The organism is Blautia caccae (assembly GCF_040095955.1).
Classification (GTDB): Bacteria; Bacillota; Clostridia; order Lachnospirales; family Lachnospiraceae; genus Blautia; species Blautia celeris.
The window spans coordinates 32,173-57,455 of the sequence record NZ_JBBMFP010000011.1; the positions used below are offsets into that span (position 1 = coordinate 32,173).

20 protein-coding genes are annotated in these 25,283 nt (G+C 50.0%); 17 read left to right on the top strand and 3 right to left on the bottom strand.

What is annotated here, in order from left to right; genetic code table 11:
• Positions 1–379 precede the first annotated feature (379 nt).
• From WMO65_RS13535 to WMO65_RS13585, 11 genes are all read left to right on the top strand, one after another.
• On the top strand, positions 380–1,063 hold the full coding sequence (locus tag WMO65_RS13535; protein WP_033139004.1) for a response regulator transcription factor: 684 nt from the start codon (positions 380–382) through the stop codon (positions 1,061–1,063).
• 1 nt (position 1,064) lies between these two features.
• Positions 1,065–2,081: a sensor histidine kinase gene (locus WMO65_RS13540; protein ID WP_187370647.1), complete on the top strand. Its 1,017-nt coding sequence runs from the start codon at positions 1,065–1,067 to the stop codon at positions 2,079–2,081.
• A 122-nt stretch (positions 2,082–2,203) separates the two neighbouring features.
• Positions 2,204–2,881 (top strand): ABC transporter ATP-binding protein, encoded by a 678-nt coding sequence (locus tag WMO65_RS13545; RefSeq protein ID WP_148393213.1) that lies wholly within the window; start codon positions 2,204–2,206, stop codon positions 2,879–2,881.
• 5 nt (positions 2,882–2,886) lie between these two features.
• Positions 2,887–5,268, top strand: a complete 2,382-nt coding sequence (locus WMO65_RS13550; RefSeq protein WP_187370646.1) for an ABC transporter permease — start codon at positions 2,887–2,889, stop codon at positions 5,266–5,268.
• Positions 5,269–5,412: 144 nt separating this feature from the next.
• A complete protein-coding gene (locus tag WMO65_RS13555; protein ID WP_033139008.1) occupies positions 5,413–6,708 on the top strand; it encodes an ABC transporter substrate-binding protein in 1,296 nt (431 codons plus the stop codon).
• 21 nt (positions 6,709–6,729) lie between these two features.
• Positions 6,730–7,521, top strand: coding sequence for an alpha/beta hydrolase (locus WMO65_RS13560; RefSeq protein WP_148393211.1), 792 nt, complete (start codon positions 6,730–6,732; stop codon positions 7,519–7,521).
• Between the two features lie 8 nt (positions 7,522–7,529).
• A complete protein-coding gene (locus tag WMO65_RS13565) occupies positions 7,530–8,420 on the top strand; it encodes an AraC family transcriptional regulator (RefSeq protein ID WP_054351886.1) in 891 nt (296 codons plus the stop codon).
• A 171-nt stretch (positions 8,421–8,591) separates the two neighbouring features.
• On the top strand, positions 8,592–10,862 hold the full coding sequence (locus WMO65_RS13570; RefSeq protein ID WP_033139010.1) for an adenosylcobalamin-dependent ribonucleoside-diphosphate reductase: 2,271 nt from the start codon (positions 8,592–8,594) through the stop codon (positions 10,860–10,862).
• Between the two features lie 155 nt (positions 10,863–11,017).
• Positions 11,018–11,401: an ArsR/SmtB family transcription factor gene (locus WMO65_RS13575; protein WP_033139011.1), complete on the top strand. Its 384-nt coding sequence runs from the start codon at positions 11,018–11,020 to the stop codon at positions 11,399–11,401.
• The gene (locus WMO65_RS13580; RefSeq protein WP_148393210.1) at positions 11,388–12,152 is read left to right on the top strand and encodes an EFR1 family ferrodoxin; all 765 of its coding nucleotides are present in this window, start codon (positions 11,388–11,390) and stop codon (positions 12,150–12,152) included. The genes WMO65_RS13575 and WMO65_RS13580 overlap by 14 nt, the downstream gene beginning before the upstream one ends.
• Positions 12,153–12,190: 38 nt before the next feature.
• Positions 12,191–12,859 carry an HAD family hydrolase gene (locus WMO65_RS13585; RefSeq protein ID WP_148393209.1) on the top strand — a complete coding sequence of 223 codons (669 nt, stop codon included), beginning with the start codon at positions 12,191–12,193 and terminating at the stop codon, positions 12,857–12,859.
• A gap of 20 nt (positions 12,860–12,879) precedes the next feature.
• Here the strand turns inward: WMO65_RS13585 and WMO65_RS13590 are convergent, their stop codons facing one another.
• Positions 12,880–13,965 (bottom strand): CdaR family transcriptional regulator, encoded by a 1,086-nt coding sequence (locus WMO65_RS13590; RefSeq protein WP_148393208.1) that lies wholly within the window; start codon positions 13,963–13,965, stop codon positions 12,880–12,882.
• Positions 13,966–14,134: 169 nt separating this feature from the next.
• On the opposite strand from WMO65_RS13590, the gene WMO65_RS13595 reads away from it, so the two are divergent.
• Positions 14,135–15,277, top strand: coding sequence for a glycerate kinase family protein (locus tag WMO65_RS13595; protein WP_148393207.1), 1,143 nt, complete (start codon positions 14,135–14,137; stop codon positions 15,275–15,277).
• A gap of 104 nt (positions 15,278–15,381) precedes the next feature.
• A complete protein-coding gene (locus WMO65_RS13600) occupies positions 15,382–16,068 on the top strand; it encodes a FadR/GntR family transcriptional regulator (RefSeq protein ID WP_148393206.1) in 687 nt (228 codons plus the stop codon).
• A gap of 52 nt (positions 16,069–16,120) precedes the next feature.
• Here WMO65_RS13600 and WMO65_RS13605 read toward each other — a convergent pair whose 3' ends face one another.
• Positions 16,121–19,267 (bottom strand): ATP-binding protein, encoded by a 3,147-nt coding sequence (locus tag WMO65_RS13605; RefSeq protein WP_148393205.1) that lies wholly within the window; start codon positions 19,265–19,267, stop codon positions 16,121–16,123.
• A 172-nt stretch (positions 19,268–19,439) separates the two neighbouring features.
• Between WMO65_RS13605 and WMO65_RS13610 the strand changes: the two genes are divergently transcribed.
• From WMO65_RS13610 to nhaC, 4 genes are read left to right on the top strand one after another with little or no spacing between them, the layout of a single operon-like run.
• The gene (locus WMO65_RS13610; protein WP_148393204.1) at positions 19,440–21,707 is read left to right on the top strand and encodes a xanthine dehydrogenase family protein molybdopterin-binding subunit; all 2,268 of its coding nucleotides are present in this window, start codon (positions 19,440–19,442) and stop codon (positions 21,705–21,707) included.
• Positions 21,704–22,177 (top strand): (2Fe-2S)-binding protein, encoded by a 474-nt coding sequence (locus WMO65_RS13615; protein WP_148393203.1) that lies wholly within the window; start codon positions 21,704–21,706, stop codon positions 22,175–22,177. The genes WMO65_RS13610 and WMO65_RS13615 overlap by 4 nt, the downstream gene beginning before the upstream one ends.
• Complete coding sequence (locus tag WMO65_RS13620) at positions 22,174–23,082, top strand: FAD binding domain-containing protein (protein WP_148393202.1); 909 nt, start codon at positions 22,174–22,176, stop codon at positions 23,080–23,082. Before WMO65_RS13615 ends, WMO65_RS13620 begins: the two co-directional genes overlap by 4 nt.
• Positions 23,079–24,503 carry a Na+/H+ antiporter NhaC gene (gene nhaC, locus WMO65_RS13625; RefSeq protein WP_148393201.1) on the top strand — a complete coding sequence of 475 codons (1,425 nt, stop codon included), beginning with the start codon at positions 23,079–23,081 and terminating at the stop codon, positions 24,501–24,503. The genes WMO65_RS13620 and nhaC overlap by 4 nt, the downstream gene beginning before the upstream one ends.
• A gap of 89 nt (positions 24,504–24,592) precedes the next feature.
• On the opposite strand, the gene WMO65_RS13630 is transcribed toward nhaC, so the two are convergent.
• Positions 24,593–25,192 (bottom strand): DUF1062 domain-containing protein, encoded by a 600-nt coding sequence (locus WMO65_RS13630; protein ID WP_187370645.1) that lies wholly within the window; start codon positions 25,190–25,192, stop codon positions 24,593–24,595.
• Positions 25,193–25,283: the final 91 nt, after the last annotated feature.

Genomic DNA, 25,283 nt, shown 5'->3' on the forward strand with positions numbered 1-25,283 from the left:
CAGCCAGTCCCAGCCAAACCCAGCCGCAGGCTTCCCCGTATGGACGTTTCAGAGCGGTAGAGAATCTTACAAGATCCATACGCTAGCAAGCACTTAGTGAAGAGCCCTAAGGCGATGAACTTAGTGCGGGTTGCGTATTAGCTTGGAAGTTCTCTGCTCTCGGCCATACGGGGAAGCCTGCGGCTGGGTTTGGCGTCCGCTTTCTCCAAAACGATGAACATCCACTACATCAATCCCGGAATATCTATATACAGAAAAATCACAATAGTGTATACTTTCTAATAAACCACACCCCATCACCGGCATAACCCCATTACCGCACAACCACACATAACAGCGCCCCATGCCGCAAAGAAAAAGAACAGGACAGTAAATAGATATGAGCAAAGTATTGATTATTGAGGATGATGAAATATTAAATGCAGGTCTCTGCTTTCACCTCCAGAGAAAGAATATAGAGGCAGAACCTGCCTATACCCTGGCGGAAGCAGATTCGTATTTAAAATCACAGGAACCGGATCTGATCCTTTTGGATGTGAATCTGCCGGATGGCAGCGGCTTTGATTTTGCCAGAAAAGTGCTTGCCAAACAGTCCGCCGCCTTTGTATTCCTCACAGCCCACAATCTGGATGACGATGTGATACAGGGCCTGCAGCTTGGCGCAGATGATTACATTACAAAACCCTTCAGCATCCGCGTGGTGGTAGAAAAGATCCAGACCATTCTGCGCCGATGCGCCAGGTCAGAGGAGACTTCCGGTGTATATGTCTGCAGGGAACTGGAAGTGGATTTTGTGAGGCGAACAGCCAGCAAAAACGGGCAGATACTGACACTGACCCCTACGGAATTTAACCTTCTGGAACTGTTCTGCAGAAATCCAAACAGGATTCTTTCAAAGGAAATCCTGCTGGAAAAGGTATGGGATGACAGAGGAAACTATGTGAATGACCATGCGCTGACCTTAAATATCAGCAGACTGAGAGGAAAACTGGAAGACGGGGAGAACACCTATATAAAAACCGTGTACGGTATGGGTTATGAATGGATGGGAGGCAGCAGATAATATGAAAAAAATCGTGTGGCCCATTCTCACAGCAGTGCATTTCCTGGCTGTGTGCGGGGGGAGCTTTTTTCTCTTTTTGCAGCCTGTTTCATTTGAAATAAAGATACTTTTGTGGGTATCCATGTGGGGACTGTGGGCTGCCGGGATTGGCAGCTATCTGTATTTCAGGAACCAGTATGTGAAATATTCCCGGGGTGTATGCCATTATGCACAGGAAATTATGAATGGAAATCCCTGTGCCGAGGTACAGAATCAGGAGACATTGACCTCCAAGATGGTCATGGAGCTTCAGAAGACAGGGGAAATTCTGGAATATAAGGCCAGGGCGGCAGAAAAGGAAAAGGCGGAGACGCAGCAGATGGTATCTGATATTACACATCAGTTGAAAACACCCATAACGAATATAAAAATGTACGGGGAAACACTCTGTGAGGAAAATCTGTCAAAAAATGAGGAGAGGCAGTTTATCCAAATCATTCTGCAGCAGGTTGATAAACTGGAATTTCTCATTGAATCTCTGGCTGAAATGTCACGCCTTGAGAGCAAAATGCTGCATATGCATCCGGAAAACTGTAAGCTGATCCAGACCGTTTCCCGGGCACTTGATACGGTCAGGTCCCGGGCAGATGAGAAAAAGATGGAACTGCAGGTAGATGTCAGGCCCACGATTGAAGTCAGCCATGACAGCAAATGGACCGCGGAGGCCCTGGGAAATATCCTGGACAATGCAGTGAAATATACACAAAGCGGCGGAAAAATAACCGTAAGTGCCAGGAATCTGGAAATGTATGTCGTAATTTCCATCAGCGATAATGGAATAGGAATAGACCCCGGGCATTATAACCGGATTTTCCAGAGATTTTACCGGGAGGCAAAGGCTGCGAAAACAGAGGGGCTTGGCATCGGACTGTATCTGGCACGGCAGATCATCACCCTGCAGGGCGGGTACATCAAAGTAAGATCAAAAGAGGGATACGGAACAGAATTTGAAGTATTTCTTCCGAGAAGGGCGGCATGAGGCCGCCTTTTTGCGTTGTGCAAAACATGTATCAATATTGATACCATTCATTCCGAAGACTGATACAGGATTGAGAGAATGGACATCTATAATAAGAGTATCACAGGAAAGGGGAATACATCATGAATATTTTACAGACAAGAAATCTTACAAAGTATTACGGAAAAGAGCCGCTTCTGGTGAAGGCTCTTGATGGTATCAATATGGAGATTGAGCAGGGGAACTTTACAGCCATTGTAGGCAGATCCGGTTCGGGAAAGAGTACGCTTCTGCATATGCTGGGAGGCCTGGACTGCCCCACAGGGGGAAGCGTGATGGTGGACGGACAGGAGCTCAGCGGGCTTGACAGCAATGAACTGACTATTTTCAGGCGGCGTAAAATCGGGTTTGTCTTTCAGAATTTTAATCTGATGCCGAATCTGAATATCTATGACAACATTGTCCTTCCGGTAGAACTGGACGGGCGCCGTGTGGATGAGGAATATGTGAAGGAGATCGTGACGGTCCTGGGGCTTGAGGATAAGCTGAAGAGAAAGCCGGGAAAGCTGTCAGGAGGACAGCAGCAGAGAGCTGCCATTGCCAGGGCGCTGGTCACAAAGCCGGCTATCATTCTGGCAGATGAACCCACAGGAAACCTGGATTCTCAGACAAGTCAGGAGGTACTGGGGCTGTTCCGGGCAGCCAGCAGAAAATTCCACCAGACCCTTGTGATGATCACCCACAACGAGGAGATCGCCCAGGTGGCTGACAGAACTATCCGGATAGAGGATGGAAAAATTGCGGAGAGCGGGTGGTCTTAATGAGCATGGATAGAAATAATAACAGAGGGGTTGTATGGAGAGTTGCCGGTAGCAATCTGTTGGGGAATAAACTCTACAGTTTTTTCACTGTCCTGACCATCATTCTGGCTGTCAGCCTGATCAGCGGTCTGGCCATGGTGCAGAAATCAACGGAAAGAGAAAAACAGCAGATACTGAACTCCATGCAGCATGTCATGTATATGGACGTCACGGATGAGCAGAGGAAAGGGCTTGCAGAGGATGCGCTGACAGAGATCATGGTGCCATATAAGGAGGGAAGAGAGGTCAAGGAGGAAGGGGTAAAGATGTATCCCTTCTATATAGAAAGCCACAGCAGCGGCATCGTTACCTATACTCCGACAGAGGGAAACGTGCCGGAGCAGGAAAATGAAATCGTTGTGGACAGACAGCTTCTTAAGGCTCTGGGAAAAGAAGAAAAAACAGGGACAAAACTGGAAATTTCTTTTGCAGAAGGGGAAAGGGAAACCTTTGTGGTCTGCGGCATACTGGATCGGGACCGTGAGATGAGTACATATCCCGTCTACGTCTCAAAAGCGTTTGCGGAAAAAGGTAAGGCGCTCAGGGATATCCCCTATACAGCCCTGATCAGGATCGCGGATGCAGGTGAAATGCAGATGTCAGAGTTTGCCGGAGTGGTAAATAATCTTGCCGTCAAATATGGGATTGAGAGAAATCAGGTGAATATAAACGGGACCTTTGAAAATTCCCTTCAGAATAACAGTGCCGCACTTGTGCTTGGCATTGTAGGGATTATTATCTTATTTGCCGCTGCGGTTGTCATCTACAGTATATTTTATCTGTCTGTGACGGGCAGGATACAGCAGATCGGGCAGCTCAGAACCATAGGCATGACAAAAAAGCAGATAAACAAGATGATCTTCCGGGAGGGCCTCATGCTCAGCAGCATTGCGGTACCCACAGGAGTTCTCATAGGAAATGTGTGTGCTTATCTGATCAAACCGGAAGGTTTTGCAGTGGCGGACCTTTTTCTGATGGCATTTGGAGCGTCTGTGTTCGGCATTCTCACGGTGCTCTTTTCTGTGAGAAAACCGGCGAAAATGGCAGGAAGCGTTTCCCCTGTGGAAGCAGTGAGATATGTGGGAGAGGATGAGAGCGGAGAGGAAAAAGACAGACCCCACAGGAGGCTGACAGCCCGGACCCTGGCAGGGAGCAGCCGGAACAGAAGCCGGAAAAAGGGAATGCTGACCACAGCTTCGCTGGCAATCGGAGGCGTATTATTTATGACAGGCGCTTCTTATATGTCTGCCTGGGACGAAGACGAATATTCCAGAATGGGTGATTTTGAGAACTGGGAATATATTGTGGATTATGTGTACGATGCACACAGCAATGCCCAGAAATACGGAATCACAAACTTACAGATGGGGGGCACTCTGAACGATGCATTAAAACAGAAGCTGGAGAGCATTCCCAATGTAAAAAAGGTTAACAGGGATATTTTTACTTCCGCGGTCCTCAGGGATGGTGACAAAGAATATATGGGTAATGTTTACCCTGTGACGGATGAAAACAGGGAACGATTAAATGCTCTGCTGGATAAGGGAAGCGTCGATGATCTGAAAGAAAATACCATTATTGTCATCAATACCAGGCTGGTGGAATCCCTTTTCCAGATCTCTCTGGACATAGGAAAGGAGGCTGTGCTGGAGTGGTATAACGGCAGTACACAGGAATGTACTGTGCAGGTAGTTGGCGTAAAAGAGCGTGGGGATGAAGGCAGAAATCTGGATGACGGCGTTTATATCCCGGAAAAAAGGATGGATGAAATGTGGCCCGGAATGAATAAAACAGCATCCTTTCTCGTGACAGCAGAAGATTATGAAAAAAACGGGAAATCCATCGAAGCAGCCATTCTGAATATACTGGATGACTATAAAGATTTGGACCTGCAGACCCTGAGAGAGAAAAAAATAGATGATGCAGCGCAGACAAAAAAGATCAATACACAGGTTTTCGGCCTGACCATTTTTATCATCATCTTCAGTATTTTTAATATGGTCAACACCAGTATCAGCAGCATGACAGCCAGAAGGAGGGAATTTGCCATGCTGGAATCCATCGGCATGGAGCAGAGACAGATATTGAAAATGCTCTTCTTTGAGAACATTTACCTGGCAGTGCCCAATATGGTCATCACCCTGACAGCAGGCGGCCTGGCCGGATATGGTACTGTGTGGGGACTGCGGAAATTTGCGGGGGCTGCGTATATGCACTTTCAGTTCCCGGCTGCGGAATACGGGATCTATGCGCTCTGCATGCTGCTGATCCCCATGCTGATCACATATGTCTGCCTGAAAATGCAGAACAGGGATTCTCTTGTACTGAGAATCAATTACACAGAATGACATAGAAAAATGATAAGAAAAAGACACATTAGGTTATGAGCCTCATACATTACTCTATTTTATCACCGCTTGGGATTTCCTATAATATAACAAACAGAGGGTTCCGGAACGCCTGTAAGTTGAATACAGAAAAGGAGATCAGGTATGAGGTTAAAAAGAATAAGTGTCATGTTACTGGCAGCGGCTGCAGCAGCAGCGCTTACGGCCTGCGGGCAGGGGAAAGAGAGTCAGGAGAAGGAGACAGGCAGCAAAACAGAAGTAAAAAGCGATGATGTGCTGTCCGTGATGACATGGGATGACAATCAGGCGAAGGGGCTTCAGAAGATTCTGGATGATTTTACAGAGGAGACGGGAATCAAGGCGGAGACAGGCGTAGTCAAATGGGACGAATACTGGACTATGCTGGATGCCGGTGCCAGGGGAGGCACACTGCCGGATGTGTTCTGGATGCACTCCAATGAAGCGGAGCGCTATATGACCAACGGACTGCTTCTGGACTTGACAGATGAGATAGAGAGCAGCGATAAGATTGACCTTGCCAATTACCCGGAGGATATTGTAGAATTATATAACAATGACAACAAGCAGTATGCAGTGCCAAAGGATGTGGATACCATTGCCCTGTGGTACAATAAGAAAATGTTTGACGAGGCAGGGGTTGCGTATCCCACAGCGGAGTGGACCTGGGATGATGTGTTTGAGGCAGCCAAAAAGCTCACAAAAGAGGATGGCAGCCAGTACGGACTCGCCATGCGCAATGACAACAACCAGGCAGGCTATTACAATATGATCTATGACAATAACGGTTACATTATCTCAGAGGACAAGAAAAAGTCAGGCTGGGATGACCGGAAGACAGTCGAGGCCATGGAGATGCTGGAGAGCTGGATCCGGGCAGGGGTTATGCCTTCACTGGAAACCATGTCTGAAAACGGTGAGGATGTGCTGTTCCAGTCCGGGAAGATTGCCATGACCTTCCAGGGCTCCTGGATGCTTGCTTATTTTAAGGAAAATGAATATACTGCAGAGAACTGTGACTGTGTGGAACTGCCCAGGAATGCGGAGACGGGAAAGCGTGTCTCTATCTACAACGGATTGGGATGGGCCGCAGCCGCAAACGGGGAGCACACAGAGGAGGCATGGAAGCTGATCGAGTACCTGGGATCAAAGGAAGCACAGCTGAAACAGGCAGAACTGGGTGTCACCATGTCGGCCTATAAGGGAACTTCAGACGCATGGGCCAACTCCGCTGACTTTAATCTCAAGGCTTATCTGAATATGATGGATGACATGGTGATCCGCCCCTACTCCAAGACCACGGTTGCCTGGGAGAATAAGGCAAATGAGATATTAAAAGAGGTTTACGCCGGCAATAAGACCATGGCAGATGCCTGCGCGGAGATCGCAGAGTTTATGAACCAGTCCCTTGCGGAAGAATAAGAATGGAAAGAGGTAGGATGCATGGCTTTGCTTCAGGTTGATTTTTTTTCAGAGGTGCTGGGAATGTGCACACAGATGTCTGTGATCCTTCCCCAGAGGACCAGAAGACAGATTGGTATGACAGGGGCAGTGCGGGAGGGAAAGTATCCCGCAGTGTTTCTGCTGCACGGTATGACGGATGACCACACCACATGGTGCAGGAGAACTTCCATAGAGCGCTATGTCAGTGAGCTGGGGATTGCGGTGGTCATGCCGGAGGTACATTTGGGATGGTATACGGACACGAAGTACGGCATGCGTTACCAGACTTACATAAGCCGGGAGCTTCCGGGTATCTGCCGGGAATTTTTCCCCAATATCTCTGAGAGAAGAGAGGATATTCTGGCAGCCGGTGTGTCCATGGGCGGCTATGGCGCATGGAAGTCTGCTCTTGACGGCAGTGAAAATTTCGGTGCGGCGGCAGCGCTGTCGGGGGCTTTGGATATTGCGGCAGCCCGGCAAAGGCACAGGGAGGAGGAACCGGATTCACAGATGCTCTGGGACGGAATCTTCGGAAGCGGGGCGCCTGTGAGAGGCTCAGACAATGATCTGTGGGAACTGGCCCGCAGAAGAAAGGTTTCCAAGAAGGATATGCCCAGGCTTTATGCCTGGTGCGGAAGGCAGGACTTTCTCTATGAGGACAATATACGTACCTGGGAGCACATGAAGCGTCTGGGCATCGAAGTGACTGCGAAGGAATCCGAAGGGAACCATAGCTGGGACTGCTGGGACGTGCAGATCCGGGATGTGCTCAGATGGTGGCTGGACAGATAGGAGGAAAAATGGAACATAACCCGGGGATGAATTTGAGATTCAAAGCTTTTTTGGACAATGAAAGCCAGGATTCCGTAGAACTGGCGCTGAACTACTGCGGCATTGAGGAGTGCAGGCCGGGTTATTTCCACAGTCCGCCGAAACGTTCCATTTACCTGATCCATATTATTCTGAGGGGGAAGGGCACTCTGGAGATTGAGGGCCAGACCTTTCATCTGGGGGAAAACGACGCGTTTTTGATCCCGCCCTACAGGAAGGGCAGCTATCAGGCAGACCGGGAGGAGCCATGGGTCTATATGTGGATTGGCTTTTCCGGTCTGAAAGCCTATGAATGTCTCACAAAGGCAGGGTTCGGGCAGCAGCGGCTGGTCAGACAGGTCACTTGCACGGAACGTCTCCATGAGATCATCAGAAGGATGCTGGAGATACCCCAGCTTACCCTGGTGAATGAACTGCGGAGAAACAGCATGATGCAGTGGTTCCTGTCAGAGCTTATTGAGGAGTATCAGACGCTTTATAAAACCCAGGATACATACCCCTATTCCGCAGCAGCCTATGTCAGCTACGCCAAGGAGTTTCTGGTGGAGAATTATAACCGGAAGGTAAGGGTAGATGAACTGGCTGACCGGATCGGCATCAACAGAAGCTATCTGGCAAAGAGCTTTAAGAAATTGATGGGCTGTTCTCCCCAGCAGTTTTTAGTGAATCTGCGAATGGAGAAGGCAGTGGGAATGCTGAAAAATACAGATTTACCTGTGAATCAGATCGCGGCCCAGGTGGGATATGAAAATCCCCTGACATTTTCCAAGATATTCAAACAGCGGTACGGCATCAGCCCGAAAAATTACAGGGAATCTGCCGCCTCCTTTCCGACTGCGCAGAATGACTGTGTAGAATAGAATTTTACGATCCAGTCTTTCGGCTTCTCAGCAGCAAAAGCATGCACACAGACTGCAAAAATCCCCGGTCTGACGTGTGGCTGCTTCGGAAATGTCATTCAAACCTTGATTTGCCCTATATATTGTGGTAATATTAAAATCGTTGACTAAATCTGGATAAGGAGCGATAACATGACAATAGAAGAGTGGCTGGGAGAGGAGAACCAGCTTGGTATGGATATCTGGGCAAAGAAATACTGCTGCGAAAATGAGGATTTCGAGGCCTGGCTTACAAGGATCAGCGGGGGAAATGAGGAGATTGGAGAGTATATCCGGCAGAAGAAATTCCTGTTCGGCGGCAGGATCCTTTCCAACAGAGGACTTCAGAAGCAGAACAGAAAGGTGACGTATTCCAACTGTTATGTCATTACACCACCGGAAGATGAGATCGAAAGTATTTTTGACTGTGCGAGAAAACTGGCGCGGACCTACAGCTACGGCGGAGGGTGCGGCATTGATATATCAAAATTAAGTCCCAGAGGGGCCAAGATCAACAATGCGGCCAAGGAGACAAGCGGTTCCGTATCTTTTATGGAACTGTACTCCCTTGTCACTTCCCTGATCGGACAGAACGGAAGGCGGGGCGCGCTTATGATCTCCATAGACTGCTCCCACCCGGATGTGCAGGAGTTTATTGATCTGAAGACAGACCTGGATAAGGTGACAAAGGCCAATATTTCCATCCGCATCCATGAGGATTTTATGGAAGCTGTCAAGGAGAATAAGGACTATCTTCTGCACTACACACGGGAAGTTACCGGGGAAGTGATCGAGAAGACTGTCAATGCCAGGGAACTGTTCAGAAGGATCGCGGAGACAAACTGGGATTTTGCAGAGCCGGGCGCCCTGTTCTGGGACCGTATCACAGGGTGGAACCTGCTGAGTAATACAGAGGATTTTGCCTACGCGGGCGTAAATCCATGCGCAGAGGAGCCGCTTCCCGCAGGGGGAAGCTGTCTGCTGGGAAGTGTGAACCTGGCGGAGTTTGTGCAGAATGCGTTTACAGATACGGCGTTCTTTGATTTCGACAGCTTTAAGAAGTGTGTGCAGGCATCCGTGAACGCATTGAATGAAGTCCTGGAAGAGGGGCTGCCCCTGCATCCGTTGGACGAGCAGAGGGAGAGCGTGGAAAAATGGCGCCAGATCGGTCTTGGCATCATGGGGCTTGCAGATGCCCTGATCAAACTGGGAATCACCTATGGGGAGACCGAGGCGGTGGAGATGTGCGATAAGATCGGTTTTGCCATGGCAGACGCCGCTATTGCGGCTTCCGCCAGACTTGCCAGGGACAAAGGTGCATTTCCGGCCTGCTGCGTGGAGGAAATCATGGAGACCCCGTATTTTATGGCAAATACCACGGAGAAGACGAGAGATCTTGTGGGCAAATACGGCCTTCGCAATTCACAGCTTCTGACCATTGCGCCTACGGGAACCCTGTCCACCATGCTGGGTATTTCCGGCGGCATTGAGCCTGTCTATGCCAATTACTATGAGCGGAAGACAGAATCCCTGCACGGGACGGATGTGTATTACAAGGTGTACACAAAAATCGTGGAAAACTATATGAAGCAGTTTGAGATAAAGGATGACAAGTCCCTGCCGGAGTATTTTGTCACAGCCATGACACTGGACTACCGACAGAGGATTGACATGCAGTCTGTGTGGCAGAAGCATATTGACGCGTCCATCAGCTCCACTGTGAATGTGCCGAACAGCTTTACCGTGGAGGAGACAGAGAGCCTGTATCTGTACGCCTATGAGAGCGGGCTGAAGGGAATCACTATCTTCCGCGACGGCTGCAGACGGACAGGGATACTGAACACCAAGGAGACGAAAAAGGTGGCAGCAGGAGAGGGACTGAAGAGAGGCGATATCATTCTGGTCACAGACGATGTGGTGGGCAAGAAGCGGAAGCTGATCACCGGCTGCGGCAGTCTTCACTGTATCGCGCTTTTTGATCCCCATACAGGTGCGCTTTTGGAAACTTACCTGAGCAAAGGCTCCACGGGAGGCTGCAACAACTTCATGGTCGGACTTTCCAGAATGATCTCCATCAGTGCCAGAGGCGGGATTGACATCGAGACCATTGTGGACCAGCTCAATTCCAGCGGCTCCTGTCCGTCCTACACGGCGCGCCGGGTGACGAGGAAAGATACCAGCAAAGGGGCATGCTGTCCTATGGCCGTGGGCAATGCCCTGATGGATATGTATAATGAGATGCAGGCAGAGCTTGCCCAGAAGGAGAAAGACCTGGGCGGACGTTCCCACAAGAAGGCTCCAAAAGCCAAAGCAGTGACCGCACCGGAGACGGACAAGATATACTGCCCGGAGTGCGGGGAGGCTCTTGTCTTTGAAGAGGGGTGCAACATCTGTAAGAGCTGCGGATGGAGCAAATGCCATTAATGAATCACAGAACAGAGGAATAAGGGACCGCCGTACAGTTTGGGAACAGGCTATACGGCGGTCTGTTTAATGAACCCGATTTTCTTTACCAATGTTGAAGTACAGCCGGATATGTCCTATAATAGTCGATAAATATTGACCATTGGAGGATTCGTATGGAAGAAATCACGCTGGAGGAGCGCAGAAAACGGTTTGCGGAAAAATTTGTCCTCTGCCAGCCTGCGCTCTCTGCGGTTGGGGATGAGACGAGGCAGCATATGATCCGGACTCTGATCGAGCACTGCGGGGAGGGAGGACTGCGTGTGGGACAGATTCAGAAGAACACCAACATTTCCCGCACTGCAGTGTCCCACCATCTGAAAATATTGATGGAGGCCGGGATCATTGCGGTGAACAGACGGGGAACCATGAATTTTTATTATCTGGATCCGAAAAGCAGCAGCCTGAAGCTGGTGGCAGAACTGTGGAGGGATGCAGAGGAAATGATGGATGTATGCCCGGAAAAGGTAAAGGAGAGGACAGAGAATGAAAATATATAATATTTATTTCAGCCCCACAGGCGGGACGAAAAAGGTGGCAGATATGCTGGGCAGTGCCTGGAGGGAAGAAAAACAGGAGATTGACCTGTCGGTTTTTGGGAAAGATTATACAGGGTATGTCTTTGAAAAGGAAGATATCTGCATTGTAGGAGTTCCCTCTTTTGGGGGAAGGGTGCCGGAGGCAGCTCTTAACGCGCTTGGGCAGATGAAGGGATGCGGGGCGCGGGCGGTCCTTGCGGCAGTGTACGGAAATAGGGATTTTGATGACACGCTGCTGGAGCTTAAAGAGGCGCTTACGGATGCTGGGTTTCGCTGTGCGGCGGCATCTGCGGCTGTGGCGGAGCATTCGGTTATGAGGCAGTTCGGTGCAGGAAGGCCGGATGAGAAGGACAGGGCAGAACTGCAGGCATTTTCAAAGAAAATAAAGGAAAAGCTGGATGGACAGGCTGAAGGGAAGAGCGTAAGCGTGCCGGGAAATAAACCATACAGAAGCTACAGCGGCATTCCCCTGAAGCCAAAAGCCGGCAAATCCTGCACGAAATGCGGAATTTGTGCCGCAAAATGTCCGGCAGGCGCAATTCCGAAGAGCAATCCGTCGGAGGTGGACAAGGAGAAATGTATTTCCTGTATGCGCTGTATTTCCGTCTGTCCCCGGAAGGCGAGGGACGTAAACCGGATCATGCGGAAGGCAGCCTCCGTAAAAATGAAAAAGACCTGCAGCGGCAGAAAGGAAAATAAAATATACCTCTGACTGCAGGTGTGAATTTATGAAAGGCAGGAAACAGATAGATGATAAAGGCAGTATTTTTGGATTACACGGGCACTATCATTGAGGAGGGCGGTCCGGACGGCATGGAGATGCTGAAGCGGTGCTACAGAAATAGTGATATGGAGAGTATGGAGGCAATGCTGGCCTACTGGTGGAAGCTGATCAAGAATTTTGAAGCCGTCAGTTATAAAGACAGCTATATCACAGAGGATGAGATCGTGGACCGGGCACTGGAGGAGTGTGCCCGGAAAATACATCTCAAAGAGAATTTTGAGGAGCTGCACAGGCTTTGCCAGCGGTTTTGGATGTATGCGCCGGCATTTCCCGATTCGGCAGAGTTCTTTGAAAAATGCAGGGTACCCATCTATGTTATCAGCAACAATGGCCTTTCCTATGTGGAGGAAGGCATGCGGGACAAGGACCTGCACCCGGCCGGTATCATCTGCGGGGATATGGTGAGGGCATATAAGCCCCACCGGGAAATCTTCCAAAAAGCTCTGGAGGTGAGCGGCCTTGGCCCGGAGGAGGTCATCCATATCGGGGATTCTGTCACCTCAGACGTTGCGGGAGCGGCAGCGGCGGGGATCACGGCTTTGCTGCTTGACAGAAAGGGTGATAAGACCTGTGAGGGGGTCACTGTGATCCACTCACTTACGGTAGCCATTCCTTTGTTAGAAAATCAAGCGTGAGAAAGTCAAATGTGAGAAGATCAGGACAGCTTCAGGGCCAGATACAGGACCGTGGCATCGCGGAATCTTCTGGGGTTCAGGCCGCATTTTTTGTAAATGCGGTCTAATTTATATTGGAGCGTGTTCTTATGAAGAAACAGTCTGCTGCTGGTGTGCCCCAGAGACATATCCTCCTCAAAATAGGCTGACAGCAGGGAAATATCCTCTGCGTCCAGCGCGTCCAGGGTCTTTCTGAGGTATTCCGCCCGGCAGCCCTCGTCCACGGAGGCCAGGACAAGTTCCAGAGTAAGGTCGTCAAAGACCGCATAATGCCGGATATCGGAGGATGCAATGCTTTTCATCGCGGCAGTTCCCGTATGGCCGGACTCTGAGAGCTGGAAAATGGGACAGCTTTTGCCAACGGCTATTTTCAGCAGCCCTTTCTGGGAGACGGCAAATTCCTCCAGGATGGGGGAGATCACAGGAAACCTGCGGCTGTCCGCCACAGCCAGGTATTCACTGGGAAAGTTGAAGGTGTAAAGCGTGATGTCGGTGCGGGTAAAGAGCCGTTGTATTTTCTGCTCCGCCTCCGCGGTATTCATAGGAGACCTGCCGGAGTGGATATGGATCTGCAGCAGTCGGTACCTGCCGTTTCGGCTGATCTTAAAATGTTCCAGGGTATCCAGCAGATAAGCCTGGGACAGGTTCTCCCGGTTGATCAGAGAGTGGATGACATAGTGCATCTTCTCCGCCTGGGTGCGGCTGAAGGTGTTAAGCTCCCTCTCCCGGATCAGAAGAACGGTGATACGTTCCGCCAGATAGGCATACTTGCGCACCTGGTCCGGAGGCCCGCTGATGCCGATGACTGCCACCAGGGAGCCGTTATGAAAGATGGGCAGGTTGACACCCTTCTGGGTTCCGGCAAACTGGCTGTCCGTATCTGCCTCCAGCATTTCTCCTTTTTCAGCGGCCTGTTTTCCGATTTCATGAAAACTTCCGATTCTCTTTTCATCTGTGCTGGCATAGATGATGCCTGTATGGTCAATAAAATTTACATTTTGTCCGCACACGTCTTTTACGGTCGCTACGATCTGCTGCGCCAGTTTTTTATCAATAGGATTGTCCATAGGAGATTTCCCCTTTCGTGCTAAAATGAATCTGGATAAAGTATAACAGGGTATTGGTATAAATACCATAAATTTAAAGAAAAGATTAAAAAAATTATTATATATAACATTTTCGGAAAACCGGGTTTTTGGTATATTAGAAAAAAAGAGATACGGGAGGAAGAAAGATATGAGAGTAGTGACAGCCATTGATTCACTGAAGGGAAGTCTGTCGTCCATGGAGGCGGGCAGTGCTGTACGGGAAGGGATTCTACGGGCGTGTGCGGAGGCTGAAGTGGAAATCCGGCCTCTGGCGGACGGCGGCGAGGGCACCGTGGAGGCGCTGGTGGGCGGTATGAACGGAGAGATTCAGCGCGTTACCGTTACAGGTCCCCTCGGAAAACCGGTAACATGTGAATACGGTATCATTGAGGATACGAAGACAGCCATTATAGAGATGTCAGGGGCAGCGGGCATTACACTGCTTGCACCGAAGGAGAGAAATCCCCTTCACACCACCACTTACGGTGTGGGAGAAGTGATAAGGGATGCCATTGAAAAGGGCTGCAGAAGATTTATTGTGGGCATTGGGGGCAGTGCTACCAACGACGGCGGCATTGGCATGCTGCAGGCTCTGGGCTTCGATTTCCTGAATGCCGCGGGAGAACAGGTGAGATACGGGGCAGAGGGGCTTTCGGAACTGGTCTCTGTAAGTGCGGACCATGTGATTCCGGGACTGGCAGAGTGTGAGTTCAAGGTTGCCTGTGATGTGACAAATGTACTGTGCGGAGAGCAGGGCAGCAGTGCGGTGTACGGGCCGCAGAAGGGGGCTACGCCATCTATGATCATCCAGATGGATGAATGGCTGGGCAGATACGCGTCACTGGCGCAGAAGAGTTTTCCGAAGGCAGACCCCATGTACCCGGGAACCGGAGCAGCAGGAGGGCTTGGATTCGCATTCCTTACCTTTACCAATGCGGTTCTGGAGTCCGGCATCCGCATTGTTCTGGAGGAGACCAGGCTGGAGGACTATGTAAAAGAGGCAGACCTGGTCATCACCGGAGAGGGCAGGCTGGACGGACAGACCGCCATGGGAAAAGCTCCTGTGGGCGTGGCGGAGCTTGCAAAGAAATACGGAAAACCTGTCATTGCCTTTGCCGGGAGTGTGACAAAGGATGCACGGGCCTGCAATGAAAAAGGGATAGACGCGTTCTTCCCTATTCTGCGGGGTGTCACCACACTGGATGAGGCCATGGACCCGCAAAATGCCAGGGCAAATATGGCAGAAACGGCGGAACAGGTCTTCCGGCTGATACATGCTTTCCGTGGGTAAGGGCGTGTAATTCCCACATCTGAAATATCCCGCGGTTGTACGATGGGGCATGACATGGTAGAATGTATGGAGAAAATACGCGTACAGAAGCAGGGAGAACGAAAATGGCACAGAAAAGGCTGTCAGACAGGGTGGCGGATACCATCCTGTCCATGATCGTGGTGGATAAAAAGTTTAAACCAGGGGATAAGCTTCCCAATGAAAATGAATTTTCAGAGATACTGCAGGTGAGCCGCACCACGCTGCGCGAGGCATTCCGCATACTGGCAGCAGGCCGGGTGGTGGAGATCCGGCGCGGAAGGGGCACGTATGTCAGAGAAGATTTTGCGGACCCCTCCATGGATGCTTTGTCTGATCTGACAGCAGCCAGAGTGGATGCAGGAGATCTGTATGAGATGCGTCTGATCTTCGAGCCGGAGGCTGCCTACTATGCGGCAAGACGGGCTACAGACAGGGAACTGGAACGGATTCTGGAGCTGGGGGAGCAGATAGAGGAGCTGATATTGGAGGGCAGGGACAGAAGGGCAGTGGAGCAGGAATTTCACAAGGCCATTGCCAGAGCCACTCATAATGAGTTCATGAACCGTCTTATGCCTATCCTTTTTTCTGCCATTGACAAGGGCGTGACACTTTCCAGGGAGAAGCGTGAGGCGGAGGAAAATACAGTTTCGGACCACAGGATGCTTATGCAGTTTCTGCAGAGCAGAAATGCAGAGGGCGCCAGGTATGCCATGAAGATCCATATGATGCATGCCATCGAACAGCTTGATATTCCCAAGGACAGGCCTTGATACGTGAAAAAGAAGTCTGCCAATCAGAATCGGATCTGATTGGCAGGCTTTTTTAATTTTCTGAAATTTTTTCCGCGACCGCATCCAGATATTGTTCATCCACGGGGGAATATACATCCCTGAGCATACGGCACGCCTCATGGTAATAATATGCCGCGTCCGCGGGCAGTGCATTTTGTACAGATATGTCGTTATCACAAGCCGAATAGATGCCGGCTTTTATTTGCGCGTAAATACGGTATATGATTCCCATTTCATAAGGATTTTCCAGTTTTTCCGCATAGCCGAGCGCTGTCTTCAGGTGCGCCAGGGCTTCACTGCACGCTCCTTTTTCCAAAAGTATCCGGGAATAATAGGAATAAGGAAGGCTGCGCCCCCACATAAGGTTTCCCTGTTCGTAGCGCGCGATGGACTCTGTCAGATATTTTTCGGCAGAGCAGAGGCTGCCGTTGTCGCATGCTGCCATGCCCGCGTAGGCGTAGAAGACAGATACGCCGCTGACCAGGAAGTTGCTTCCGCTGATCTTCAGGGCTTTTTCATAATACTCCATGGCCTTTTCATACTCCATGGAATGCCGGAATGCCTCCCCAATCCAGGAATAGGCGGCAGCCAGATTGTACAGATGCTCGTCCCTGGCAGGAGAATTGCTGAAGATTGCAATGGCTTCCTGCAGATGGGAAATCCCTTTCTTAAGACTGCCTTTCATAATATCGCCCAGGCCCTGCAGCCGCTTCCAGATAGCCACCTCATCCGTGAAATCTGTGTGTGCCAGAAGCTGCAGGGATTCGGATACGATTTCTTCCATTTTATCGGGCTCATATCGGTTGATGTATACGCAGATCAACTGGCGGTTCGCTTGCAGAAGCTTGGTGAGCTGAAAGGGGGTGGGTGTTTGCCGGTTCAGTTCCTTTAATTTGAAAATGTAGGACAGGCCTTTCTCATAGCTGCATATCCGTATATAATGCCGTCCTATCATGTGCAGATAATCGGACAGGATCTCAAGCTGTTCCTCCCTGGAATTCTCCCCGTCAAACAATTCAAAAGAAGATTCATTTACCTTGTTCTCCACCGTGTACAGCAGATCCTCAATGCTGCTAAGATCCGCTGACAGGCGGTCACTTGTCTCCTCCCTCATATCCAGTGTGAACAGGGTCAGGTTATGACCGATGATCGGAAAGAATTCGTGGGTCACATTCAGGTAATTGTATAGATATTTGACCGCATATTTCAGATATTTCTGCCGGTTGGCCCCTCTCTCAAAGTGAAAGATCAGCTTGGGATACAGTGCCATATCGGCAGGGCCTCCCAGGAGGCGGCCCTCTAAATAATGGCCAGCTTTATTATGGAGGATTCTCTTTTTCGTCCATGACATTTCGTCGTATACATACTCCATGATCTTCTGATGGGAGAAGGAGAAAAAGGTGTTTTCCTGGTCCATATCCTCTTTCAGCAGATCCTTGTTCAGAAGATATTCAAGAATTTCCACCAGCTCATAGTCCTCCTTCCGGGAGAGGACCGAGAGGCAGTCATAGGATACCCCGTCAAAAAATATGGACACAAGATTCAGAATCTGACGGTATTCCGGGGGTACGGGAGCCACACGCTGCTTGATGATATTGCGCATATTTGGGGTGATATCATCAGGGGAGCCGTGATATTTTATGGTGTTGACAGCCTCTGTGATAAAAAGCGCATTGCCCTCTGTCTCATGAAATAACTGTTCTTTCACACTGTCTGTGAAAGCATATCCGGGCAGCAGACAGGAGGCAAGGGATATGGTGTCCCGGTAGTCAAAGCGGTTCACAGCGATGTATTCCAACTGGCCGATGGAACACATATCCTCGGCAAAACGTTCTGCATCTCCCTCCAGACCGCTGCGGGCAGCGAACAGGAAAAGGAGGTTCTGCCGGCTGTAGTCCTTCAGGCTGGTGATGATATCCCTCATGAGGGAAAGACTCACTTTATCCGCCCACTGTATGTCGTCAAAAAAGAAAACAAGAGGCACGCAGCAGGACAGACGGATCAGGCCATTGACAAAGATACTCTGTATGCTTTTGTAATCCAGGGTGGAGATGTCATCAGCGTCCGGCATGGGATGACACTGCTCCTGAGTGAAGGGGAATAGTGCCTGTATGCTCTGTACAAGAGACATATGCTGCGCCGCATTCCCCGTGTCTGTGAGATACTGCAGGAGCTCCCGCACAGGTTTCTGCCATGGTTTTAATATGTATTTTTCCTCCGCACAGTAGCAGCGGGAGGTGAGCAGAAGGGTATCTGCCGGCAGGTTTTGGGCGGATAATGCCTGATTTGCCAGCCGCGTTTTTCCGACCCCGGCTTCGCCCAGAAGCAGCATGTGCCGTACCGGATCATCCTGACCGAGAGAGGACAGGTTCTTTTCCATACGCTCCAGTTCTGCTTCCCTTCCACAGAAGACAGAGAAAATATGTCTGGGGGATTTCAGTTCTTTTTTGCCCTCCAGAATCTTGTTCACTTCCTCGTTCCAGGTCTGCTCGATGGCAAGGGCCAGGTCCTGTATTTCTTTTGCGGGAGTTTCAAAAAGCTCTTGTTCCAGCAGGGATTCCAGACAGTTATAGATGTGCAGGGCCTGGGTGTATTCCTTTCTGGACAGATAGATCTGCATCAGGTATTTGTAGGCAGTTTCATCGAATTCGTTTATCTGCATCTGTTTTTGGCAGAGGGACTCACAAAGCTCAAAATTTCCGGAATCATAGTGCCGGGAGATGGCGCGGTGCAGTTTTTTCAGGTAATGGGCCTTGAAGACCTGCCGGGTGTTGGTTACCCACTCATTGAAGGATACATTATTTTTCAGGTAAAAGCCCTCCAGGAAATCACCTCTGTATAGTCCTGTATTGTCTTCATCCTTCAGAAACAGGTCTGTGTCCAGCATCGGAAAAAGGGCCGGATTGATCCTGATGATATCCCCGGATTCTTTTACCAGAAAGTCCTTCCCGAGATTCTTCCGGATGATATAAAAGGCATTTCTCAGATTGGAGTTCGTCTTCTCCTCCGAACATTTATCCTCCCATATAAGGTCAGCAAGGGTATATTTATTCACTGCTTTGTTCAGAAAAAGGTAATACAGAATGGCTTCTGCCTGCCGATAGGGAAAAACAAGGGGAGACCCGTCCAGCAGGATGGAAGGGCTGCCCAGCATGGATACCGCCAGTTGCTGACTCATAAAATACCTCCTGTCAAAAGCTTTACTATCATGTTATTCCTTATTATAAATTAGGCGTCAAAAGATTACAATTAAAATAATTTTTTTTGACACTTCTTTTTTGATATTTTTTTGATACGGTGCCTGTATGCTTGAAAAAATAAAATCCGAGAGGCAGTAAACGGTGGAAAAAATGGAAAAATACAAAGTAATTGGAAAGGAATTGTCAAATGACCAGGCTTACGGCAAGGTGACCGGGCGGGTCAGATACTGCAGTGACATGCAGTCTTTGGGTATGCTCCATATGCGGCTGAAGGCAGGGACGGTTGCCCACGGGATCATCCGCCGGGTGGATGCAGAAAAAGCGCTGGCACTTCCGGGGGTGGCGGCAGTGTACTCCTGTGAAAACACCCCGGATATCTGTTACGACAGGGGCAGAGTGGAAGCCTGGGAAAATGTACCTAACCAGGAAAAGCTCTTTGACAGGCATGTCCGCTTTCTGGGTGAAAGGGTGGCGGCAGTTGTGGCGGATTCGGAGGAGACGGCAGCAAAAGCATGTGAGCTGATCACAGTGGAATACGAGGAACTTCCGGCAGCCATATCTGTGGAGGAGGCAGCAGCTTTGGAGGCACTGCCCCTGCACGGAGATGGAAATGTCTATGAGGTCCCTTCCTTTGAATACGGGGACTTTGAGACAGCCCGGGGAGAGTTCTTCCATGAGAGCAGATCCCATATCGGAAGAATGACGCATCTGGCTATGGAGACACAGTCCTGCAGGGCTGCGTATGATGCCTCGTCGGACAAGCTCACCATATGGTCGGGCTGCCAGTCCGTGTTTGGCGTCAGAAGCACAGTGGCGCAGTATCTGGGGATGCCCTACGCAAGAGTACGTGTGATCAAGGCGCCCATGGGCGGGTCCTTTGGAGTCAGACAGGAGACACTGCTGGAGCCGCTGACCGCGTATGCTGCCAGAATGCTGGAGGCAGATGTAAAGCTGGTGTATACAAGAGAAGAGCAGATTGTGAATACCATGATGAAGCATAGCCTGGACGGAACCGTGAAGAGCAGGATCAGAAAGGACGGAACCATAGAGGGGCTGTCCATGTCCTGTACCCTGGATGCCGGCGCATACCTTACGGTATCCAGGGGGTATGCGTCCACCATTGGGGAGAAGATAGCAAAGGTGTACCGTATGCCAAACATACATTTTGACGCCCGGGTGGTCTGTACCAATACTCCGATAAACGGAAGTTTCCGAAGCTGGGGATCATGTGAGGAGGCACTGCTCTTAGAGAACCACTGGAATATGGTGTGCAGGGAGATGGGAATGGACCCTGTGGAATTCAGGCTGAAGAACATCCTTTATCCCTATGAGACAGAAGTGGTACATAAGATTCCGGTGGGAAATGTCCATTTCCAGGAGTGTCTGTTAAAAGGGCGGGAGGTCTTTTGCTGGGAAGAAAGGAAAGAAGCCTGTAAAAAAAGAAACAGGGAACAGAGAAGATACCGATACGGAATCGGTATGGCGCTGGCATCTCACACCAGCTCCTTTTATCCTTACAGGGTGGATGTGGCGTCAGCAGCCGCCAGAATCCAGGAGGACGGCAGCCTGATCATCCATGTGGGAATCCATGACCACGGCTGCGGAACTGTGATGGCTATGAAGAAGATTGCGTCCGAAATTATGGAGATCGGTCTGGAGAAGATTGAGCTGAACGAGGCGGATACACAGAACAGCCTTTACGATTACGGCTGTTACGCCAGCAGGACAGTATATTCCCTGGGGCAGTCTGTGAAGCAGTGCTGTGAGCACATTTTGGAAATGGCAAGGGAGACGGCAGCGGCAGCCCTTGGATGCAGCAAAAGCTTTCTTCGCTACCGGGCAGGTGAGTTTTTTAAGGAGATGGAGGAGACCGTGCGGATATCTCTGCCGGAAGTCATCCGGTATTCCATTCAGACCATGGGACAGGATATCTACTATGCCAATACCACCAATGCCGGAGAAAATCCCGGCGTGGCAGCAGCTCATTTTACAGAGGTACAGGTGGACACCTATACGGGCATGACAAAGATTATGCACTGCCTGTCTGTACATGATATTGGCAAAGCCATCAATCCTGACCTCTGCAGAGGGCAGATTGGAAGCGGTATTCAGCAGGGAATGGGAATGGCGCTCTGCGAGGAGATCAAAATACATCCGGTGACAGGGCAGACACTCATAACGAATTTTAAGAATTATGAGGTGGCCAATGCCTGTGACCTGCCTGACTACCAGACTCTGCTGATTGAAGAGCCTGAGAACAGCGGCCCGTTTGGGGCGAAATCCATAGGGGAAGTTGTGGTAGTGCCTGTGGCGCCTGCCATTGTGGCAGCGGTCAACGATGCGCTGGGAACAAATCTGACCAGGCTTCCCCTGACACCTGCGGTCATTCTGGAAGCATTGGAGGGAAAAACAGTATGAGATTGAATTTTGTATTAAATGGAGAGCAGAAGACCATGGAGGTTCCGGGGGAAAAACGGCTTCTGGATTTTATCAGGGAGGATCTGCATCTGACCGGCACCAAGGAAGGGTGCGGGGAGGGGGAGTGCGGTGCCTGCACTGTGGTCTTAAACGGACAGGCCATCCATTCCTGCCTTGCTGTTGCCGGACAGTTGGAGGACAGCGAGCTGCTGACCATTGAAGGACTGGAAAAGAACGGTGAGCTGGATGCCATCCAGAAGGCTTTTATCAAAAAAAGTGCTGTTCAATGCGGATTCTGCACCAGCGGCATGGTAATGTCCGCCAAGGCGCTTCTTCTTCATAACCCCAACCCCACTCAGGAGGAGATAAACCGTGCCATTGCCGGAAATATCTGCAGATGTTCCGGGTACCGGGAAATCCGGGAGGCCATTCATGAGGCGGCCGCCAGCGGGAACGGAGGTGCAGTATGAGCACAGAGTATTTACAGCCCAAAAGCTGGGGTGAGCTGAAAGAGGATCTGCAGAGACTGACGGAAAAGTCTGTGATCCTGGCCGGCGGTACAGACTTGATGCCGAAAATCAGGTCAGGAAAAAAGGAGCCGGATCTGTATTTAAGCCTTTGCAGGATGGAAGAACTGAAAGCCATAGAAAGGCAGGGCGAATGGCTGAAAATCGGTGCCATGGCTGCCCATACCCAGGCTTCGGAAGATCCCTTTATCAGGAAATATTTTACTGCGCTTGCCATGGCCTGCAGTCAGGTAGGATCCCAGCAGATACGCAACAAGGGAACGCTGGGCGGCAGTCTGGCAAATGCCTCACCTGCCGGTGACATTATACCCTGTATCTTCCTGTACGGAGGGAAGATAGAGATCCTGGGAGAAAACGGAATTCGCAGTGTGGATGCGGAATCTTTTCTTTTGGAAAACGGGTGCACGTTACTGGGCAGAAATGAGCTTATAACGTCCATTCTGCTTCCCCTGGAGGAGGAAAGAAAAAGTTGTTTTGTAAAGCTGGGAAGCCGAAGAGAGGTCACAATCGCGCAGATTTCCCTGTGCATTTCCTGGAAAGAGGAGGATAATGAAAAGAAGGACATGAAAGGCTTCATTGGGGCGGTGGATATAAGGCCCGTGGAGTTTGAAAAGGCATATCTTCTCGGAGAAAATTCAGAGGAAAGCAGGGAGGAGGCCGCTGCGTGGCTGGCTGATAAAATAAGAGGCATAAGAAGCAACAGGACCAGGGAATCAAAATTAAAGATAACAGAGGCGGAAAAGCTGTACAAGGAAAGAGCGGTAAAAGGAATCGTTTTTGATGCGGCAGATTGGATAGAGAGAGAAAGCACATTCCATACAGGGAAAAAAGGAGAAGGAAAATTATGAGTGGCGGGAAAAAAGAACGGCAGAAAAATATGACATTTTCTAAATCAGTGTTTGTGTTTGCATTTGTAGTTGCGGCACTTCTGACAGTGACAATCGGTCTTGGGGGGCCTGCCCATGTGGCAATGCTCATCGCGGCCATTGTGGCTGGAATCGTGGCTGTGAGTTCAGGATATTCCTGGGATGAACTGCAGGAAGGTATCGGGGATACCATTAAGGCGGCTGTACCGGCGATTCTGATTCTTCTGGCAATTGGTGTTATCATCGGCGTCTGGCTGCTGGGCGGAATCGTGCCCACCATGATCTACTACGGACTGAAAATCTTATCCCCGTCGGTTTTTCTGCTGGCAAGCTGCCTGATCTGTGCGGTGATTGCTACTGCCACAGGAAGCTCTTGGTCCACAGTGGGGACCATCGGTGTGGCGCTGATGGGAATCGGCAGCGGGCTGGGTGTGCCCGCGGGTATGACAGCAGGTGCCATTATATCAGGAGCGTATTTTGGTGACAAGATGTCCCCTCTGTCCGATACTACCAATCTGGCGCCTGCCATGGCAGGGACGGATATCTTTACCCATATCCGCCATATGATCTACACCACAGGGCCGAGCTTTATTATCGCACTTATCCTGTACGGAATCATAGGTATCAAATTCGCGGGGAATAATTTTGATTCCTCCCTGGTGGAGCTGTATACCTCAACGTTGAAAGATATTTTCTATGTCTCTCCAATCATGCTGATACCGCCTGTGCTGGTCATTATCATGGTGATCAAAAAGATACCGGCGCTGCCTGGGCTGATCGCAGTGGCATTTCTGGGATGTGTGTTTGCATTGGTTTTCCAGGGGGCTGACCTGCAGTCCGTGATTTCCTCCGCCTTCTCCGGATTTTCCATTGAGACAGGAGTGGCAGAGGTGGACAAACTGCTGAATCGGGGCGGCATGACCAGTATGATGGAGATCATCTGCCTCATTCTCATTTCACTTTCCTTTGCAGGTATCGTGGAAAAGAGCGGTATGGTGAATACAGTTATTGAGCGGGCGCTGAAGAATGCCAGGAAGGATTCCACAGTCATAACGGCAACCCTTTTATCCACAATTTTCACCAATTTTGCCACTGGCGTGCAGTATGTGGCGCTGATTATTCCGGGGAGGATGTTCAAGGATATTTACAAAGAAAGAGGACTGCATCCAAAGAATCTGTCAAGGGCTTTGGAGGATACAGGAACCCTGTGTGCGCCCTTTGTTCCATGGGGGACAGATGCCGCGTTTCTTTCAGGGGTCCTTGGGGTGACAACGGGGATTTATGCACCGTTCTGTTTCCTGAATTTTATCAATCCCATTGTGTCTCTGATCTGTGCGCAGACGGGTTGGACCATTGAGAAGATGGAGAAAGATACGGCTTCGGCAACAGAAAATGCAGGATGAATGATTCAGGGTACTGGAAAGAAATAAGAATACGGCAGGGAATGTCTTTTGTCAGGACATTCTCTGCCGTTTCATTATTTTGTCAGGTATCAGAGGTCGATATCCAGAAGGACAGTCAGACTGCGGGGGAGATGAATCTTTTCCAGATTCTCATCATTGCTGCCGCGCAGCAGGCCCTCTGTAAACAGGCGTTTGATCTTGGAACGGGAGACAGAAAGCTGCTCGGCCAGAAATTTATCAGTTCTGATTTTCAGGTCATGCGGATTCTGGATATGGATCATCCGGCAGTTTTCGGTCGGATTTTGCCGGGAGACAGAGGGAAATGCCTCTTTTTTGGAGACGGTGTAAGAGACAGAATCCTCCCTCACAACAGCCCGGTTTTTCTCAAATATTTTCTTGTCAGTGCCGATTTTCAGGGCAAGGCTGCTGTTGTTTTCCTGGAATTTCTGATACAGATTCCGGGGCAGTTTTTGAGGGCTGATGCGCTCAAAAACAGTCAGATTGTAGGTGGACCTGCACTTTTCGCACTGGTAGATCAGCCAGATATCCACACATTTTCCATTGGCGTTGATGCGGAAATCCCCGGTACTTTGAAACAGGGATTTTGTGCCGCATTTCGGACAGTTTCTGATGATTTTATAGGAGGAGGCAGGGAGTATGGTCCAGGTCTCCTCTTTTAAATAGCTCATATGCATATTCCTTTCGCGTTTTATCAGGTCAGGATCTGCAAAGGCTATTTCAATATGAAATTGTTAATATGCAATAGCCTCTGCTATGCAT